This is a genomic window from Gilliamella sp. ESL0443 (assembly GCF_019469165.1).
Classification (GTDB): domain Bacteria; phylum Pseudomonadota; class Gammaproteobacteria; order Enterobacterales; family Orbaceae; genus Gilliamella; species Gilliamella apicola_E.
Genome location: NZ_CP048263.1, coordinates 1,445,056 through 1,464,563 on the forward strand (window position 1 = coordinate 1,445,056; position 19,508 = coordinate 1,464,563).

9 protein-coding genes and 1 pseudogene are annotated in these 19,508 nt (G+C 33.4%); 2 read left to right on the forward strand and 8 right to left on the reverse strand.

Translation table 11 applies throughout. From position 1 onward, the window contains the following. The 8 genes and pseudogenes from GYM76_RS06615 to GYM76_RS06650 form a co-directional block, all read right to left on the reverse strand. Positions 1-2,004 carry a transcription antiterminator gene (locus GYM76_RS06615; protein WP_220224968.1) on the reverse strand — a complete coding sequence of 668 codons (2,004 nt, stop codon included), beginning with the start codon at positions 2,002-2,004 and terminating at the stop codon, positions 1-3. Between the two features lie 133 nt (positions 2,005-2,137). After that, positions 2,138-2,455, reverse strand: a complete 318-nt coding sequence (locus tag GYM76_RS06620) for a PTS cellobiose transporter subunit IIB (RefSeq protein WP_220224969.1) — start codon at positions 2,453-2,455, stop codon at positions 2,138-2,140. A 25-nt stretch (positions 2,456-2,480) separates the two neighbouring features. Continuing rightward, entirely contained in the window at positions 2,481-3,911 is a 1,431-nt protein-coding gene (locus tag GYM76_RS06625) for a 6-phospho-beta-glucosidase (protein ID WP_220224970.1), read from the reverse strand. A 164-nt stretch (positions 3,912-4,075) separates the two neighbouring features. Further along, positions 4,076-4,360: pseudogene (locus GYM76_RS11130) on the reverse strand (YciI family protein). Positions 4,361-4,482: 122 nt separating this feature from the next. Next, positions 4,483-4,710, reverse strand: coding sequence for a ChaB family protein (locus GYM76_RS06635; protein ID WP_220224972.1), 228 nt, complete (start codon positions 4,708-4,710; stop codon positions 4,483-4,485). A 420-nt stretch (positions 4,711-5,130) separates the two neighbouring features. Then, positions 5,131-6,126, reverse strand: a complete 996-nt coding sequence (locus tag GYM76_RS06640) for an MDR family oxidoreductase (protein WP_220224973.1) — start codon at positions 6,124-6,126, stop codon at positions 5,131-5,133. A 48-nt stretch (positions 6,127-6,174) separates the two neighbouring features. After that, a complete protein-coding gene (gene sstT / locus GYM76_RS06645; protein ID WP_065563085.1) occupies positions 6,175-7,407 on the reverse strand; it encodes a serine/threonine transporter SstT in 1,233 nt (410 codons plus the stop codon). A 204-nt stretch (positions 7,408-7,611) separates the two neighbouring features. Continuing rightward, positions 7,612-12,018, reverse strand: a complete 4,407-nt coding sequence (locus GYM76_RS06650; RefSeq protein ID WP_220224974.1) for an autotransporter outer membrane beta-barrel domain-containing protein — start codon at positions 12,016-12,018, stop codon at positions 7,612-7,614. A gap of 593 nt (positions 12,019-12,611) precedes the next feature. Between GYM76_RS06650 and GYM76_RS06655 the strand changes: the two genes are divergently transcribed. Together GYM76_RS06655 and GYM76_RS06660 are read left to right on the forward strand one after the other, a co-directional pair. Continuing rightward, positions 12,612-15,986: a DUF6138 family protein gene (locus GYM76_RS06655; RefSeq protein ID WP_220224975.1), complete on the forward strand. Its 3,375-nt coding sequence runs from the start codon at positions 12,612-12,614 to the stop codon at positions 15,984-15,986. A 105-nt stretch (positions 15,987-16,091) separates the two neighbouring features. Further along, on the forward strand, positions 16,092-19,466 hold the full coding sequence (locus GYM76_RS06660; RefSeq protein ID WP_220224976.1) for a DUF6138 family protein: 3,375 nt from the start codon (positions 16,092-16,094) through the stop codon (positions 19,464-19,466). The last annotated feature ends 42 nt before the right edge of the window (positions 19,467-19,508 follow it).

Sequence of the window (19,508 nt, forward strand, 5' to 3'; positions counted from 1 at the left end):
CTACGCTCCTTTTTCAATTAGTTGGATAAAGTAAGATTTGAATTGATTAAAATCGGTAATTTTTAACATTGCATCTTGCATAGCTAAATCATCAATTAAATTGACAATCGCTTTGGTCATCATAGCTAAGTTGGAATTTTGGTATATTGATGGAGAAATCATAAAAATAAACTTAACATCTTGATAATTTATATCCCAACTCACACCTTGAGGCATAACAGCAATCGCTATTTTGGCTATCTTACCTACTGGAATAGCTGGATGAGGAACCACTATGGTTGGACTAAAGATTATTTCACCTAACGCCATCCTTTTTTCCATCTGTTTTTTCATCTCTTGCTTAAAGTTCTTTGATTCATTGATAGATAATAAATCAAGCAAATGATCCAACACGGCTTGTTTAGATGGTTTATCGGGACACAAGTAAAAAAAATCAGCAGCAATTTCATCAAATACTTGAGCTATATATTTTGAATGATTCTGTTTTTTATCATCAATTGGTAAAAAATTTTTGGGTAATGAATTGGGGGGTTGTCTATGAGAAAGATATCGGCGAATTGCTTGAACATCTTCCTCACAAAAAAATACAGAAACATGAAATACTGGTACTTTAAATACTTTGGATGATAAATCGACAGAAGAAATAATAAAATCGATATCATTTAACATCTCTTGTTCTATTTCATAATAACCACGTGTTGCTATAATTTTTACTCGCTCATCAAATTCACTTTCTACTCGATTTTTAAGTAATTGAGCACTACCAAGCCCCGTTGCGCAGATAATTAATACTTTAGCTTTCTGTTCATTTTTTAATTTTTCCAGTGATGCCAGAAAGTGAAGAGCTAAATACCCCCACTCATCATCAATAACATTATATTTATTTAAATTGGGTAATTGATTGAAGTAACGCTTAACTAACCCAAAAACTTCACCATATTGGCTTTTAATTTCATCTATTAGAGGATTTTCTAATTTTATATTCTGTGCTAAACGCACAAGCATTGGTTTTAAATGCTGAATTAACCCATTTTTCAACTGTTCATCATGCCAAAAAGGATAGCCTGTTTCTTGTTCAATTTTTAAAAGTAAATTAGTTAATAAAGCGCCAAGTTCTTCATCAAGATCGTCTTGGATTAAATTTGATTTACTCATCAAATGTAGCGTAAGGTACATTTGCTCTTCTTTAGGAAAATGAAAACCAATTATCGATTCAATACGAGCGATGATTCGATTAGCAACTTGATATTCAATAGCTGAATCAGCTGAAACAAGTAAATCAAGATTTTGGATTGTAAGCCCCGACTGCAAACGTTTAATACTTAATGACAAATGTAGGACTATATTTTGAATCATTACATCAGATAATTTGATATTCGCTTCACGACACTCATCTAAAATAATGATAGTTAAGGTATCAAAGCTAATTGCTTCACATGCTTGATTAAAATAGGATAAATGGTGTAAAAAATTGATTGAATCCTCATGAAAAAAGTAACTCATAATAAAATGACGTTTAGCTTTTTCTTCACCATCAACATAAATTAAAGAATGGCTTTTTTTAAGCGTGAGTTCATAAGGTTGTAATTGGGACTTAATTTCCGTAATATCTTTATTCAATTGGGATGAGCTAATAAATAGCTGTTCAGATAATGCTTCAACATCAATTTTTTGGCTTTCAAGTAATAATAAATTAAGGATATAGTGCTTTCGTTCACTTGCTTCCCGGCATTGGGATTTCTCAATATTTTTATCTAATAAATGATATTCAATCAAAAATAAATTAAATGCAGTTCGATCTAATATTTCAAGTTGAAAACCATAGCCTTGTTTACTAACAATATTACCGCCATTGCGTTCTATTAATGTTTTTAAATCTTTAAGATAGGTACGTACAGTACGATCTGATAACGATAATTCCTTCGCGAGTTCTTGACTACTTTTAAATCCATTTTTAGAACGAATTAATAAACTAATAAGTTCTCGTTGTTTTTGTTTTATCATTATCTACTATACCTTAACTATTAATGAGAATTATCCTAAAAGATCAAGTCATTAAAATATAAGCTACTTCAATGATGCGATTATTAAACTAAACAATCGCATCAAGAACGGTAGAACTCAGATTTGCCTAAAATTAATTAATATTGTCCTCAACTAATTTAGCTAGTTGTTCAATACCAGATTGAATTGGAATATAAGCCTGAAAAGGAATACTCACAACAGGTTTCCCCACTTCATCACCTAATGATTTTAATTTATCAAACATCATCATGGTTTGAGGACTAATTAAAAACAGTGAAAAATCACTATTTTTAATTTTATTACTACCTTCAGTTGCAGATACCGCATCAAGTTCAATAGGTACATTTTTACTAGCAAAAAATTCAGTGACCTTTTTGGCCATAAGCGATGATGACATACCAGCTGCACAAATAATTAACGCTTTTTTCATAACTTCTCCTAATGAATTTAAATCGTTATAAGGTTTCACCATTTGACTCAATGACTTTTTTATACCAAGCAAATGAATCTTTACGGCTACGTTTTAAGGTTCCATTACCTTTATTGTCTTTATCAACATAAATAAAGCCGTAACGTTTTTCCATTTCACCGGTTCCAGCTGACACTAAATCAATACAACCCCATGGAGTATATCCCATCAAATCTACACCATCTTCTTCAACCGCTAACTTCATTTGTTTAATATGTTCTCGAAGATATTCAATACGATAACTATCATGAATACTTCCATCAGCTTCAACTTTATCATATGCACCAAATCCATTTTCCACAATGAAAAGCGGTAAATGATACATATCAGTTAGCCAATTTAATGTGTAGCGCAAACCTTCCGGATCGATCTGCCACCCCCAATCAGATTTTTTAACGTATTGATTACCAATTAAATCGGTTTTTTCATTATATTCATAGTTATCTGATTTTTTTCTAATCGCATTAGACATGTAATAACTAAAACCAATGTAATCAACAGTACCGTTTTCTAACACTTCGAGATCTTGGCTTGTCACGTCTAATTTAAAGCCTTTGCGTTGCCAGTATTTGATAATATGATTAGGATATTGACCATGAACATGAACATCAGTAAAGAAATACTTACGTTCCATGACTTTTTGAGCCATTAAGATATCACCTGGTTTACAGGTTTCCGGATAGATTGGCACAACGGCAATCATACAACCAATTTGAAAATCAGGATTGATAGCATGACCTATTTGCACCGCTTTTGCACTAGCAACCAATTCATAATGTGCCGCTTGATACATTATTTGTTCACGATTATCGCCAGCTTTATAGTAGATACCAGAGTTAGTAAACGGTGCAAAATCTTCATTAAAATTAGCTTGGTTATTGATCTCATTAAAGGTCATCCAATATTTCACTTTATTTTTATAACGATCAAAACAGACCTCAGCAAAGCGAACAAAGAAATCAATTAATTTACGATTACGGAAGCCACCATATTCGGTAACTAGATAATAAGGTAATTCAAAGTGCGAAAGGGTAACAACCGGCTCAATATTATATTTTAAACATTCATCGAAAAGATCATCATAAAACTTCAACCCTTCTTCATTTGGTGCAAGCTCATCACCTTTCGGGAAGATTCGAGTCCAAGCAATCGAAGTTCGAAAACATTTAAACCCCATTTCAGCGAAGAGTTTAATATCATCTTTATAATGATGATAAAAGTCGATAGCCTCGTGATTAGGATAATACTCACCAGGAATGATTCCTTCGGTAATTTTTCGATAACTTTTAGGCGATCCAACAGTCATCACATCGGCAACACTAGGCCCCTTACCACCAGCTTGCCAAGCACCCTCTAATTGATGAGCAGCAACCGCACCACCCCATAAAAAATCTTTTGGTAAACCTTTATTATTCATGATCAAATACCTGTATTAAATGAGAGATTAAATACAGTATAAAAGGAAAAAATTTGAATTACTAACCAACTTTTTCCGTATTGATCAGGAAAATATACGCAAACAAAATAGATGTAAAAGCGTGATGATTAAAAAAATTAAATTGCCCTTACCGTGATCATTAACTAAATAAATTGTTCAAAACCAGCGGCATATTTGGACGGTACAAATTCGATAATATCGTACTGGGCAATTTGCTGAATATAAAACGGATCTTTTTGCATTATAGTTAATGCTTGTTCTTTATTCTCAGCACGACAAAGTATCACACCGCCAGTACGTGGCACTTTTCGGCCTGAAGCAATAAAATGTCCCTATCGATAATTATCTTCAAGGTAATCGATATGCTGCTGTAAAAATTTTTCAACTTCACTAATGGGTTTAATATAAGTGAGGGTGAATATAAACATAATAATTCTCCATATAAAAAACCAGCTTAATAGCTAGTTTTTATTGACTATACATATTGATAATAAACCCATATCTATAATAACTTAGTTGTGGACTTGATAGCATTTATAGTATTGAGTTTTTACTTGCGTTCCCATTGACCATTTTCATTTTTGCGGTAAACCTTTTCTACAGCTGACCACGCCACTCTAAATGCGATTTGCTCTGGCGAACTTTTATCTCGTCTTTTTTTGGGATCTTGGTACTCTTTTATGGCATTGTTAAAAGATTCTTTAAAAATATCTTGAGCATGTTCGGGTAAAACATGGCGTACAGATTCGGGTAAATCATCTCGTGTTTGATATGGCATATAACATTTCCTCAATAAATTAGTCATACATGAATGAAAATTTAAAAACGGTAAAAGTTAAAGCTGCTACAAAATCAAAATACGTTTAAAATTTAGTCTCTTTTTGGCAAGAATACAAGTTTTAATTTGCTTTGATTAATCACCCTATTTTTTCTTTTATCAGCTAGCTTACCATTGCGGTATTTTGGCTAAAAATAAGATCCAAATAGCTAGCCTTTAGTGTAATTAACAAAACTATCCAATTGAATAGTTGAAAATGACCAACACATGCAAAGTAGCTAACTACTTGACAGTAAATAATTTAGCTACTTGCATAGGTGACGATTTTGCTAATCATAGAAAACCAACAAATCTAAATAAAAAATGAATTGCGTTCAATAACACAACAAAAATGTGTATTAAATTCAATATAAAGTTATTTTATTTGTTCACATCTACCACAAAACGACCTTTTGTTTGTCCTGCTATCATGTTCTGCGCAATATCAACACACTCGTCTAAACAAATAGTATTGCCTATATGAGCCAAAATTTTATCATCTAAATACTGAGCTAATAAGTTCCATGCGGCAATACGATTATCATAACTTGCCATTACGCTGTCGATACCGGCCAATGTTACCCCGCGCAAAATAAAAGGTGCGACAGTTGCCGGGAAATCCATTCCTTGTGCTAGCCCACAACAAGCTACAATGCCACCATACTGAGTTTGGGCACATACATTAGCTAAGGTATGAGAACCAACCACATCGACAACGGCTGACCACTGTTCTTTTTGTAAAGGTTTACCAGCCTCTTTCAACTGTTTACTATCAATAATATTGCTTGCACCAAGTTTGTTTAAATATTCTTTGTCAGTTAATTTACCTGTTGATGCAGTAACTTGATAACCCAATTTGCTTAATAAAGCTACCGCAACCGAGCCAACTCCGCCACTCGCCCCTGTCACCAGTACTGTTCCGCTTTGTGGTTTTATCCCAAAATCAACAATACGTTTTACACACAATGCAGCAGTATATCCAGCGGTGCCAATAATCATCGATTGATAGGGTGTGATATTTTGGGGTAATGGAATTAACCAATCTGATTTTAAGTAAGCATATTGCGCCAGACACCCCCAATGGGTTTCACCACATCCCCAACCATTTAAAATAACAGTATCTCCAGCATGATAACGATCACTGCTAGATTCAATAACTGTACCGACACCATCAATACCCGGCACCATAGGCCATTGCCTAACAACAGGACTTTTATTAGTTAACGCTAATGCATCTTTATAATTGATACTTGAATAGTGAATTTTAACTAGAGTATCACCCTGTTGTTGCAGCAACTGTTGTTTAGTGATGGTTTTTAATGAATGTGAAAACCCATTAATCTCATCTTTTTCTAAAATAATGGCGTTGAATGACATGATAATTCCTTAATAATAAATATTGGTTAACTTAAAATTAAGATATCATTATCTAGTTTTTCCACGATTTACTTTTTCTGATACTGCACCAATAAATACAACATCACTTGATGAATTAAGCGCAGTTTCAACCGAATCTTGAATAACACCAATAGCTATACCGATACCAATGACTTTAGCTGAAATTTCGTTAGGTATTCCAAACATACTACAAGCGACAGGAATAAGCAGTAATGAACCACCTGCGATTCCTGATGCACCACAAGCGCATATACTCGTCACAATACAAAGTAATACTGCAGAAAGAATATCAACGTCTATATGCAAAGAATTTACGGTAGCTAACGTTAAAATAGTGATAGTAATTGCCGCTCCTGACATATTAATTGCTGCTCCCAGTGGTACAGCGACAGAATAAGTATCTTCATCCATTTTTAATTTTTTACAAATTTCGATATTAACTGGAATATTTGCTGCTGAGCTACGAGTAAAGAAAGCAGGAATAGCACTATCTTTTAATGAGGTAAAAACCAATGGATACGGATTTTTACGCATTACAATATAAGCTAATAATGGATTAATAATCAATGCCACAATTAACATACAAGACACTAATACAACTAATAGATGAGCATACTTAAGTAATTCACCAAATCCTGTTTCTGCAAGTGTTGAAGCAACCAAACCAAAAACCCCTAATGGAGCAAAACGAATAATGATTTTTACAATGAATGAAATTGCTAAAGAAAGATCGCTCATCATCGTTTTGGTTGTTTCACTTGAGTGTCTTAATGCAATCCCAATTCCGACTCCCCAAACAATGAGCCCAATATAGTTAGCATTAACAAGCGCATTAACTGGATTGTCTATCATTTTATTTAGCAGAGTTTTTAATACTTCAATAATACTACCTGGAGGTGTTAATTTACTCTGATCAGCAGCATCACCTAATGAAATATCAGAAGGGAAGATGAAACTAGCAATAGTTGCTAACAAAGCGGCCAACATCATTCCCGAAAAATATAGGGCAAAAAGTTTACCCATATTAGCGCGTTTACCACGTTGGTGATTAGATATTGACGCAATAACTAAAATAAGTACCAAAATTGGCGCGACTGATTTTAAGGCATTAATAAAAAGCGAGCCAATAAAAGACATATTTAACGCAACGTCTTTAGAAATTGCTGCTAATGTTATACCTAAGAGCAAACCCAAAACAATTTGAGGAATAAGCCCTACTTTAAAATAAAAACGCACCAAAGGATTGGTTGAATGAGTCATGGAACTTCCTTATATAACAAAACAATGCAAAAACATTACCATAAATAAATCTTAAAACTATAAAAAAATTATTATGATAACTATTTTTTATATGACTTAGATTAATTATTAAGATTAATTATTTTAAATGAATAAAGAAAAAAACCGATACTTTCTATTAAAAGTATCGGTCAGGAAGATAAACAACTTAGTTTATTACTCGTGTTACCAATTAGCTCTTATTCCTAAAGAGCCATTAATTGGCGACTTAACGTTTGCATCTCCACTATTGGACCAAGTATGACCAATCTCAGTATAAGCACTAACTTGATTATTAAATTCATAACTACCACCAATAGCCAATTCCGTACTTGTATAACCAGCACCACTATTAAATTTAGTTGAGGCTCTGGAACAATCAAATCTTATACGATCTGAACCATCGGGCGAATAGTATAAATTTAAACGAGTATAAGGGTGGAATGTTCCTAACTCTGACTGAAAATGATTTTCAAGTCTAGCACCCACTCGGAAAAGCCATGAATCATTATGACTTTGTTTGACGGTGGTATTACCACTTATATGACTATTATTAAGATTCATCCATTGGTGAATAATTTGAAACTGAGGTTCAATTCGCCAATCATAATAATTTAAATCAAATGGTTTACCGACTTCCGCAGAAGCACTTAACCCTATTCCTTTTTGTTTACTATTTTTATTATAATTTGGTTTAATGTCTACTTTATGACGCCCCCCTTGGAACACCAAATCTAAGTAAGCCCCATTCTCATCCATATAGTTGCCATAGAGACCTAAGAAATAACTATTTGAGCGATTTTTTCCTACATATCCTTTCATACTGCTGGCAAAACCATCAACATCTAAACTACCATGTAAATAACCGAAGTAACCACCTGCACGCCAATAGCTATCTTCTTTTTTCCAGATATCGCTACCTATTTGGAAACCAGTATAATTTCCTTTGCTATGTGTATCAGCTATACCATTTTGTTTTATATCTGTGCGCTCAGCGATTATTCGTCCCCAACTAATTTCTGAGTCTGGTAGTAAAGTATTACCAATACGTTGATGCATATTTGCTTGCATAATTAAATCAGCCTGACGTAATTGTGCCGCTACCCCAGCAAACATTGGTACTTCTTTACGATAAGCAACCTTATTCGGAGACACTGGATTAACAGGTTGCTCTGGGTTTGTTGGGTTTGTTGGGTTTGTTGGATTCGTTGGATTAGTTGGATTAGTTGGATTAGTTGGATTAGTTGGATTAGTTGGTTCAGTAGGTTTACTAGAACGTAAGTACCAGTTATTATTTTGTTGATTAATATCGCCTTTATGTAAATAGTATTCATAAGCGCCCACATCTAAATGTGATCCTTCTAAATTAAATGCATCGTTCGAACTTACACCATTAACATTGACAATTTCAATACCATTCGTTTTGCCAGTATCTGCACCTAATCCACCAATATTGGTTATTTTAACCAATGTATTTCCGGAAGCATTCCCTCCAATAAACAACTTATCAGTTGAGCTACTACTATCTTGCAATACTGTATCAAGCAAAAGCTGACCATTATTACCAATATAATTACCGGTTATAGTTAGATGATCTCCAGTAAAATTATTATTCAGCGCAATAGTACCACTATTATAAACATCGCCACTTACCGAAGCTTGATGTATCCTTGGAACAAAATCTAAAATAGCATTTGAATTTAGAGTAAGCTTATCGGTATTTAAGTTACCAGTTAATGATAACCTTCCGTTTGAACCAACATTGATATTTTCCCAGTTAAGAACCGCTACATCACCACGAATACCTACTGAATCAGAAGATCCAACTAGATGGGTACTAAAATTAAGAACATCCATTTCATTCGATGAACTAGCTCGAATATTTTTACGTCCACCATCAATCATGGTTAAATCTGAAATATCAGAGCCTTGATTGATATTAAGCGTATCATCACCTGTTCCTAGCAATATTTTACCACTTACTTTAGAACCACTATTTAAATTAACAATAGAATTGGTCACATCATTTCTTATTGCTGTACCAAGAACAGAATAAACATTAGCACCATCATTAAGGTTAATATTAGTTGTTGTGTCTGATTTACCTGTTGTATAGATACCCGCATCTAAATTATTGTTTACATCGGTCCCATTCGCATAAACCGTATCATAGATATCAATAACCGTTGAGCCAGTACCACTGTTATTGATTGTTATTCCATTATTTTTACCAAAAATTGTTCCAGAATTTTGTTTAACATTAACATCAGTGCTTGTACCTCGATTATTAATAACTATACCAGCTTGTTGTTCACCACTAACCGTTCCATAAGTAGTAATAATTGTAGAACCAGATCCTGTATTCTCTAATTCTATGCCATTTCTTAAACCATTAAGACTACTGGTTACTAATTGTTGAACAGTCAAGTTAGTAGCATTATTTTCATTTATAGCATAAATAGCATCATCTTGATCAGCTTCAATGTTGCCATTTAAGAGAATTTTTGTTTCACCATTTCCTTTATTTCTTAAATTGAGTCCTTTATTATGACCCTTAACAAAACCTGAGTCATTTAAAGAAACAATTAAGTTCTGTGCCGCAACATCATTAAGCACAAAAATGCCATCAGAATTATTACCAAAAACCTTACCTGCAATTTTTATTTCAGTCGTTCCACTTCCTTTATTGGTTACATTAAGTCCATTATAATTACCTGTAATCGTACCTCCAAATTGTTCAATATTAAGATTATTGGCTGTACTATTATTTAAAACGAACAAACCATGTTGTTGAACACTCTCTAAATCGCCTGAAGTTTTTACACTTGTTGAACCGATACCATTGTTAACTAAATTAACCGAATTTAATAAACCTTTGATTTTTCCAGCTATCTGAATTAAATTTAAGTGACTTGATTGTGTACCATTTTGAACTACAACGCCTTCATTAATATCGCCTGTTACTGAGCCACTAAGATTAACATTTGTATTCCCTTTTCCATTATTGGTTAAATTAATGCCACGAAGTTTGCCAGCAATACTACCTGCTGATTGGATTATCGTTAAATCACTTGATGTATTACCGTTAGTAACCACAATACCATCATTTTGATCACCAATAATATTTTTAGCTGTTTGAATTGACGTATAGCCCTGTCCATTATTCGTTACATTTATGCCATTAAGATTTCCATGAATTGTGCCATTTGACTGAATAACGCTCATATTAGAGGTTGTCGAATTGTTATTGATTGCCCTAATTCCATCGTTTTGAGCACCTTCAACAACACCAGAAGTTGAAATGATCGTCGACTTTTTACCATTATTAGTGATATTTATGCCATTATTATGACCTTTAATCGTACCTGATATCTGATTTAATTTTATATTATTAGAACTATTACCATTTACAACTACAATACCATCTTGTTGATCACCCTGAATATTATTTTTAGTTGAGATAGTGGTATCACCATTACCATTATTCAATAAATTCACACCATTCACATGACCATAAATACTACCGCCTAACTGTCTTAAAGACATAGCAGTTGATGTATCTGAAAGATTTTTAGCAACAATACCATCAATTTGCTCACCTGTTACCGAACCAGAAATGATTAAATCACTAAATCCATTACCATTATTAAGAATATTAATACCGTTATTATGACCTTTAATTTGAGAATCAGCCATTTGCGTTAAAAAGACATCTGATGTTGTACTTGATGACTCTGAATAAATTGCATCATTATTACGACCTTCAACATAACCAGCAATGGTGATATCAGTTTGTTCCTTACCATTATTATAAGCGGCCAAACCATAACTTTGCCCACTAACCGTACTACCATCATATTGATTAATTGTAATATTCTTGCCATTAGTGCTATTTTTAACAAATATACCTTCACTACTCAATCCATTCACATTACCGGAAACAATGATTTCAGAGATACCATTCCCTTGATTTTCAGCACTTATTCCACGATTATGCCCTTCAATACTGCCTCTTGATTGATTAATAGTTAAATCGGTAGATTGAGTCCCATTGAGCACTGATATACCGTTATCCTGATTACCAGAGATTATTCCAGCTGTATTAATAATGGTTAAACCTTTACCATTATTAGTAGCCTCTATGCCCGATTTACTCCCTCTCGTTTCACCACTCACTAATTGTGTTATTTTGATATCTTGTGAATTGCTACTATTTTGAGCATTAATTCCATCCCCTCCGTTACCAAAAACTTTCGCTAATGTATTGATGCTCAAAATACCATTGCCATGGTAATTAATTTCTACCCCATTTTTACTACCTGTAATGGATCCATCAGATTGGACAAATGAGAAAATATCAGAAGAATTTGTATTTTCATACCCATTACCGTTGGGATTATTTACATCACCGGTACAAGCCTGATTATTTGGATCGCTAGTAATACACTGAGCAAAGCTTGGATTTGTCATTGCTAAAGTTATGCTTGTTGTAGTAATAAATTTGATTAGAAATGCTTTACCTTTAAATTTTCCTTTCCTTGAATTACTAACAGCATATTGCGAATTCAAAATTAACTTATTTATTTTATTCATATTTTATCTCACTAAATCTTTTATTGGTTATAATCCAATTTTTAATTTAAAAACATGAAAAACTTAATTAATGAAACTCTTGAATAATGTGATCCTTACATTTCAAAATAAATACTGGATTTATTTTTTAAATAACTTGGATAACATGTTGATAGATAAAACAATTATTACTTTATTGAAAAACAAAGCTCAAAATCATTTTTAAATATTTAAGATGGAAAAAAGAAAAGTATTGATAGTTCAGAAATATTAAGGAATTAAACTTTCAAAAAAATGAACTATCAATTGCTAGTTGTACCATATACCATTAAAAACAACAATAAAATTATAAAAATTTACATATAATAATGTAAAGTTTCTTAAAAAACGGCTAAGCAATATTCTAATTCGAAAGCAATTATAGAAAATTATTGTTAAAAATTAGTCAATAACATAATTTATAGGAATAAAATTCTTCATCTCGGTTTTATTAAATCAACACACACATAATGGTCGTTTTTATAATCAAAATTTTATAAACTAAAAAGTTATATTAATTACTTTTCAATTTATTTATAAGAACTGACATAGAATTATAATTAGGAATATAGGAAATGAAATATTATCTGGAGTTTAAAGATACATTATCAAACAAATTTTGGTATATCACCCAACAAGACGAATCCCTAACAATCGTATTTGGTAAGATAGGTACAAAAGGACAAACACAAGTTAAAACGTTTTCATCGCCTGCCGATGCGGAAAAAGAAGCCAACAAACTGATCAAATCAAAAATCAAAAAGGGATATGAGGAAAAAGCAATTCCACCAACGCTTGAACAATCAACCTGTACAGAAAAAACAATCATCAAAATGCCCGATGCCCCAAAACCGAAAAACCACCCCAAACCCACACCACCCAAAGATGTGATTGATGACGGTAAAGAAAAACCATGGTTTTACCTCGACGAATGGGTTGGTGAAGGTCAACCTAACCCATTTGATTTTGAAGAGTTACGTAAGGTTCCGCCTAAAAAAGTTGCTCCAGTTAAACAACCACCAAAACAAAGTAATACTCCGATTAAAAAAGAGACAGTCACCAAAACACCACAAGAACAAGAATTTGATAACTTAAAAGTTTTGTTACGGAAATATATAAAGCAAGGTGAGCAGTTCGATATTGAAGCTAAGTTCGAACAATTAAAAGCGTTAAGTCCAAACAATAAGGAATTTCAAATTTTCATCAAAGATATGCTTCAAATGATATTTTCAAAATTTATGAAGAAAATATCACCGATTCACTTTGATTGCATTCCTTATCTTTTGAGAATCAGAGATCCAGAAATTCTTTTCCAAGAAATCTTTGCGCAAGGTGTGATGAAATATATTTATGACCGTTATCAGACTCATTCCGAATCAATCCATTATCTGGCTGAACAATATCTTACCGATTATCCGGTACAAATGGTGGATAAAATAGTTAACGCATTACAGAGTATTTTTGAAACTACCCAGACAGAAGAAGATGAAAAAAATACTCCAGCTAACAAATTCCCTGAAAATGTTTGTGGCTTTAATATCACCTTTGATTATAAAACGCTGGAAATATATGCTTTATTCAATGAACGAAATTCCAAACGCTATTATTCAGAAAGTCTAAATGAGCTAGAATATGATGGGACTAGTTATGGCGTTGAGATAAATAATCAATACTTTGTTCCATTACTTACCGAAAAACTTCAAAAAATGCTGGATGATGGTTTTTTTGGTGGTATGACTGATAAATATTTCAGAATTGCCCTTTTCCAAACAGATAATATTCTTATTGAAATACCAATAGAACAAACCTACCGACAAACAAGGATATTTAAGCTTGAAAGCGACCTAAAATATCTCGAGCAATCAGAAGAATATTATGCAGATTTGCTAACTGACACGATTGAGGAATATTTTGCCCTTAATGGCGTTATTGAGCAATACGATACCGATAGAATTTTAGCATTACTAAAGAAATATATTTATTCATGTGAAAAAGAGGCTGAATCGAAAGGACGTTCTCTGTTAAGGAAATACAAAGATTTTGATTATAACAAATGGAGTTTAGTTTCTTTACAGTTTGAATGGGAAAATTTTAGTTATAAATATGCTTATAACGGTGTTGAATGCTTAGTTGATAAAGGATATGAACCAGCAATTATACAAAAACAAGCATGGGATAAACTGGGCATTATTGATAACAAGCCTGATATTAAACTAGAAAAAAAAGACGATCCAGACGATCAATCAGAAACCGAACGTTTTTATGATACTTTTACTGAAACTGATGTTTTTTGTGAAACTGACACTATTATCGCCAGAGCCATGCCAACTGACGGAGAAATTTATTTACGCTTTAAACAAGAAAGCGAACAGGCATATTCCGATGCGCTTGATTATTTAAATAACTTAATGGCAAAAGGTTATTCAAAAATCTTTGAGGGGCATTGGCTTCATATTTATTTTGTTGCCAAGCCTGAATACTATTCTGAATTCGCTAAATACGTTGAAGAATATGAAGACTTTGAAGAATTAGAGCTAGGGGCAGGAGGAATCGCCTGTTGTTCACATGTCTTTTTCCGCAAAGCAGCCATGTACGAAAGTTTACATGATAAAATAAGAGAGTTTGTTGACTTAACCATGTATGAACTTGATTATAGTTTTGATTTACAAGATGAATATAATTCAGTCGCCGGAGCATTTGCTGCTATTGCCCTGGCAATGACGGATGTGAAACATATGGATTTGGCTATTAAATTTGCACTTGAAACCGATGGTGACCATGAATATTTGGCAGGTAATTTTGGTATTGTTCTTGAAAAATATTGGGGTATTACGCCCGAAACTGCGGTTGCGATTGCTCTATTGCAATTAACTCAAGGTCAACATATGTATGAATTATCCAGTCAATTTTATAAAATTCCGCAAAATTTAGCTAGTTTGACCGATTATTACAGTATGAACGAGCCAAAAAATCCATATTGTAAATTGAGTTATTTAGTAAAATATCTTTTTGGTAAACCTAGTGATAGTCTTAAAAAGTTAAAAAAATTATTTAATAATGCGACTGATCCGCAAGAGAAATTGATTTATGCTGATTTTTATAATTTAGTTTTAGAAGCTCTTGAGGAAGAAGGAGAAGTTAGAGGTCAACCAATTATCTATAATCTCCCACCTAAATATGAAAGCGAATCTGAAGCGTCAACAATAGTTGACCAAGATTTTATTGAAAATCCACCATGTGTTATTACACCCTTGCAAGCTAAAAAGCGTGGGTTTAATGTTAGAGAATTAGAAACTTGTGATTCCTCATGGATAGCCGTTATTTTTGCCCCATTAACGATAACTAATCCCTATATTTTCGACGCTATTATCCAATATTATAAGGTGCGAAATGACATAGGTGCCCGCTCTGTTATCATTTGGGGCGCTGAAAAAGCTTACTGTTTTGGTAAAAGGGTCGTGATTGATTTTAGTGGCACACCTTATCAAGTGGGTATGGGAATTTATGGTAAAAACCAAGCTCAGCTAATTTATGGTGTAATGGATTTTGCTAAGATTGCAGAAGCAATGAACAAACAAGCGCCCGATAAAGAGAAATTATTCGCACTGCGAAAACAATACTATTACTTCGATAGTCCAAAAGGAAGCCCAAACATTGATTACTCCAAGCCCGGTATGATGTATTTGGATGAAGCTATAGCCGCCGGAGTTTTGAAGGATGATAATTATCGGGCAATCAAACAGCTTGAAAAAATCACCCCGGATATGGGCGAAGCCTATGATGCCTCACTACTGTTTAGGGCATATATGCAGCAGAAAAAACTAGATTATGCATTGGAGAGAATGGAAAGAAAACTCGATACTACTGAACTAAAACAGGTGTACCAAACTGCACAAAAACGCCTGCCACAATATCAAGAATACTGGCAGGAAAAGTTAGCCAAATTATAATTAATAAAAAGGTTTACTAATTGGGGCTTAAGCCCCAATTAACAGGATAAATTCAAATTATTCTAATAAATATAAAAAAGATAAGTATAAGGAAAACATAAAACAATGAATCAATATTTTGAATGCATTGATGAAGTGAATAATAAATTTTGGTATATCGAGCAAAAAGATAACCTTTACACGGTGCTTTACGGTGCGGTTGGAACCGAAGGGCAAAAGCATACTAAGACTTTTGCCTCGCAGGAGGAAGCAGAAAAAGAAGCCGTCAAAATAATAAAATCAAAAATTAAAAAGGGTTACCAAGAAAAAAACATACCAACAACCCTATTGCCCGCGATAGCCCGATTAAGTCAAATTATCAAAATGCCCGATGCCCCAAAACCGAAAAACCACCCAAAACCCATTCCCCCCAAAGATGTGATTGATGACGGTAAAGAAAAACCATGGTTTTACCTCGACGAATGGGTTGATGAAGGTGAACCTAACCCATTTGATTTTGACGAGTTACGTAAACCCTCTGTAAAAAAAAACATATCAAAATCAACCAATACATCGGTTAGTCCATCATCCGCAAAATCTGTAATTGAGTCGCCGCCAATACACGTGAGTCAATCACCCAAAAGTAGCAAAGAATATCTGGATTTAAGAGAATTATCTCGAAACTATATAAAACAGGGCGTGAATTTTGATGTGGTAGCAACATTTAAAGAATTGAAAACATTAAGTCCGTCTATAGAAGTATTTAATACCTTAGTCAAAAATACTGTAGGAATTATATTTTCAAAATTTATAGAGAAAATAGCTCCGATACATTTTGATTGCATTACTTATTTTTCAACAATTCTTGATCCAAATATTCAAATAGCTGAACGAGAATCTAAAGGTGTATTAAAATATATTTTTAATCGTTATCAAACCAGTCCTGTTTCTATTCATCATCTGGCTGAACAATATCTTACCGATTATCCGGTACAAATGGTGGATAAAATAGTTAGCGCATTACGATACATTGTTGACACAATTCGAGCTGGTGGTGAAGATAATATTCCAGCTTACAAATTACCAAATCATGTTTATGGTTTTTATATTACCTTCGATGAAGGATATCTAAGAATACTCGCTTTAATTCGAGGCGAGAATCCCAAAAGTTATCGATCATTTGCTATCAATGATCTAGAGTATAATGCGCTTCAGTATAGTGATCAGATAAATAATCAATATTTTATCCCACTACTTACCGAAAAACTCCAGAAAATGCTGGATAGTGGTTTTTTTGAAGGTATTACAGATCATTATTTTAGAATTGCTTTCTGCAATAAGGACAATATTTTTATCGAAACACCAATAGAACAAACCTACCGACAAACCAAGATACTTGAGCTTGAAAGAGACCTAAAATATCTGGAGCAATCAGATGAATATGATGTAGATTTGCTAACTGACACGATTGATGAATATTTTGCCTATAATGGCATTATTGATAATTATGATACCGATAGAATTTTAGCATTAATAAAAAAATATCTTTATTCAGGTGAGAAAGAGGCTGAATCGAAAGGATGTTCTCTGTTAACAAAATACTGCAATCTTGATTATAACAAATGGCGTTTAGTTGATTTACAGTTTGAATGGGAAAATTTTGCATTTAAATATGCAGATGTACATATCAAATACTTAGTTGATAAAGGATATGAACCAGCAATTCTACAAAAACAAACGTGGGATAAGCTGGGCATTAGAGATAGCAAGCCAGGAAAAAAAGACGATTCAGACAATCAATCAGAAACCGAACGTTTTTATGATACTTTTACTGAAACTGATGTATTTTGTGAAACTGACACCATTATCGCCAGAGCCATGCCATGGGGCGGTGAAATTTACTTACGCTTTAAACAAGAAAGTGAACAGGCATATTCCGATGCGCTTGATTATTTAAATAGCTTAATGGCAAAAGGTTATTCAAAAATATTTGAGGGTTATTGGCTTCATATTTATTTTGTTGCCAAGCCTGAATACTATCCTGAATTTGCTCGCATTATCAAACAATACCCTGGGCTGGCCAGTAATTCACATGCCTTTTTCCGCAAAGCTGCCATGTATGAAAGCTTACATGATAAAATTCGAGAGTTTGTTGAATTAACTATGTATCAATATCACTACAGTTTAGATTTACAGGATGAAGAATCATCGGTAGCGGGAGCATTTGCCGCCATTTCACTTGCCATGACCGATGTGAAATATATGGATGTGGCAATCAAATATGCTAATGAAACTGACGGTGAACATGAATTTTTAGCAAGCCGTTTTAGCAATATTCTTGCAAAACATTGGGGTATAACACCAGAAACAGCGGTCGCAATTGCCTTGTTAAAATTGAGTTTTGACTGGTTATCTGGTGGTTTATCAAGTCAATATTATAAAGTACCACAGAATCTTGCTGCATTAACTGAATTTTTCCAACATGGTTCAATGTACCATAATAGTAATAAGATTATAGAGATTGCCAGCCGTTTATTTTGGTTTGGCTTTGAAGATGATACGGATATAAAAAGTATAAAAGCTTTAAGAAAAATTAAAGAGTTATTTAATTCTGCTAGCGATTTCGACGAAAAACTAATTTATGCTGATTTTCATGATCTGGTTTGGGAAGCATTGAATGAAAAAAATAAAGCGGTGGGTAATAAAATTGAATTTACACCACATAAACCAAAAAGCGATTCCGAAACGTTAATCATCGATGAGCAAGATTTTATCGAAAATCCACCTTGTATCATTACACCATTACAAGCTAAAAAACGCGGGTTTGATCTCGATGAATTAGATTCTGATGATTCATTGTGGAAAGTATTTGTTTTTGCCCCATTAACGATAACGAATCCCTACATTTTCGACGCTATTATCCAATTTCATAAAGTGCAAAATAACATAGGTGTCCACTCTTTTATCATTTGGGGCACTGAACAAGCGTACCGTTTTGGTAAAAAGGTCGTGATTGATTTCAGTGGCACCCCTTATCAAGTGGGTATGGGAATTTATGGTAAAAACCAAGCTCAACTAATTTATGGTGTAATGGATTTTGCTAAGATTGCTGTTGCAATGAACAAACAAGCGCCTGATAAAGAAAAATTACTCGCACTGCGAAAACAACACTATTACTTCGATAGTCCCAAAGGAAGCCCAAATATTGATAAATCCAAGCCCGGTATAATCTATTTGGATGAAGCTTTAAGAGCCGGGATTTATAAGGATGATAATTATCGGGCAATCAAGCAGCTTGAAAAAATCACACCGGATATGGGCGAAGTCTATGATGCCTCACTATTGTTTATGGCATATATGCAGCAGAAAAAACTAGATTATGCATTGGAGAGAATGAAAAGAAAACTCGATACTACTGAACTAAAACAGGTGTACCAAACTGCACAAAAACGCTTGCCACAATATCAAGAATACTGGCAGGAAAAGTTAGCAAAATTATAAAAAAGATGCAAATGAAATTAAAATGGACCTCCTTCTAGGCCT

Excerpts from the sequence above, each read along its gene's own strand:
- GYM76_RS06625 (WP_220224970.1), bottom strand. The coding sequence starts at position 3,911 with ATGAATAATAAAGGTTTACCAAAAGATTTTTTATGGGGTGGTGCGGTT.
- sstT (WP_065563085.1), bottom strand. The coding sequence starts at position 7,407 with ATGACTCATTCAACCAATCCTTTGGTGCGTTTTTATTTTAAAGTAGGG.
- GYM76_RS06660 (WP_220224976.1), top strand. The coding sequence starts at position 16,092 with ATGAATCAATATTTTGAATGCATTGATGAAGTGAATAATAAATTTTGG.
- GYM76_RS06615 (WP_220224968.1), bottom strand. The coding sequence starts at position 2,004 with ATGATAAAACAAAAACAACGAGAACTTATTAGTTTATTAATTCGTTCT.
- GYM76_RS06655 (WP_220224975.1), top strand. The coding sequence starts at position 12,612 with ATGAAATATTATCTGGAGTTTAAAGATACATTATCAAACAAATTTTGG.
- GYM76_RS06640 (WP_220224973.1), bottom strand. The coding sequence starts at position 6,126 with ATGTCATTCAACGCCATTATTTTAGAAAAAGATGAGATTAATGGGTTT.
- GYM76_RS06620 (WP_220224969.1), bottom strand. The coding sequence starts at position 2,455 with ATGAAAAAAGCGTTAATTATTTGTGCAGCTGGTATGTCATCATCGCTT.
- GYM76_RS06650 (WP_220224974.1), bottom strand. The coding sequence starts at position 12,018 with ATGAATAAAATAAATAAGTTAATTTTGAATTCGCAATATGCTGTTAGT.
- GYM76_RS06635 (WP_220224972.1), bottom strand. The coding sequence starts at position 4,710 with ATGCCATATCAAACACGAGATGATTTACCCGAATCTGTACGCCATGTT.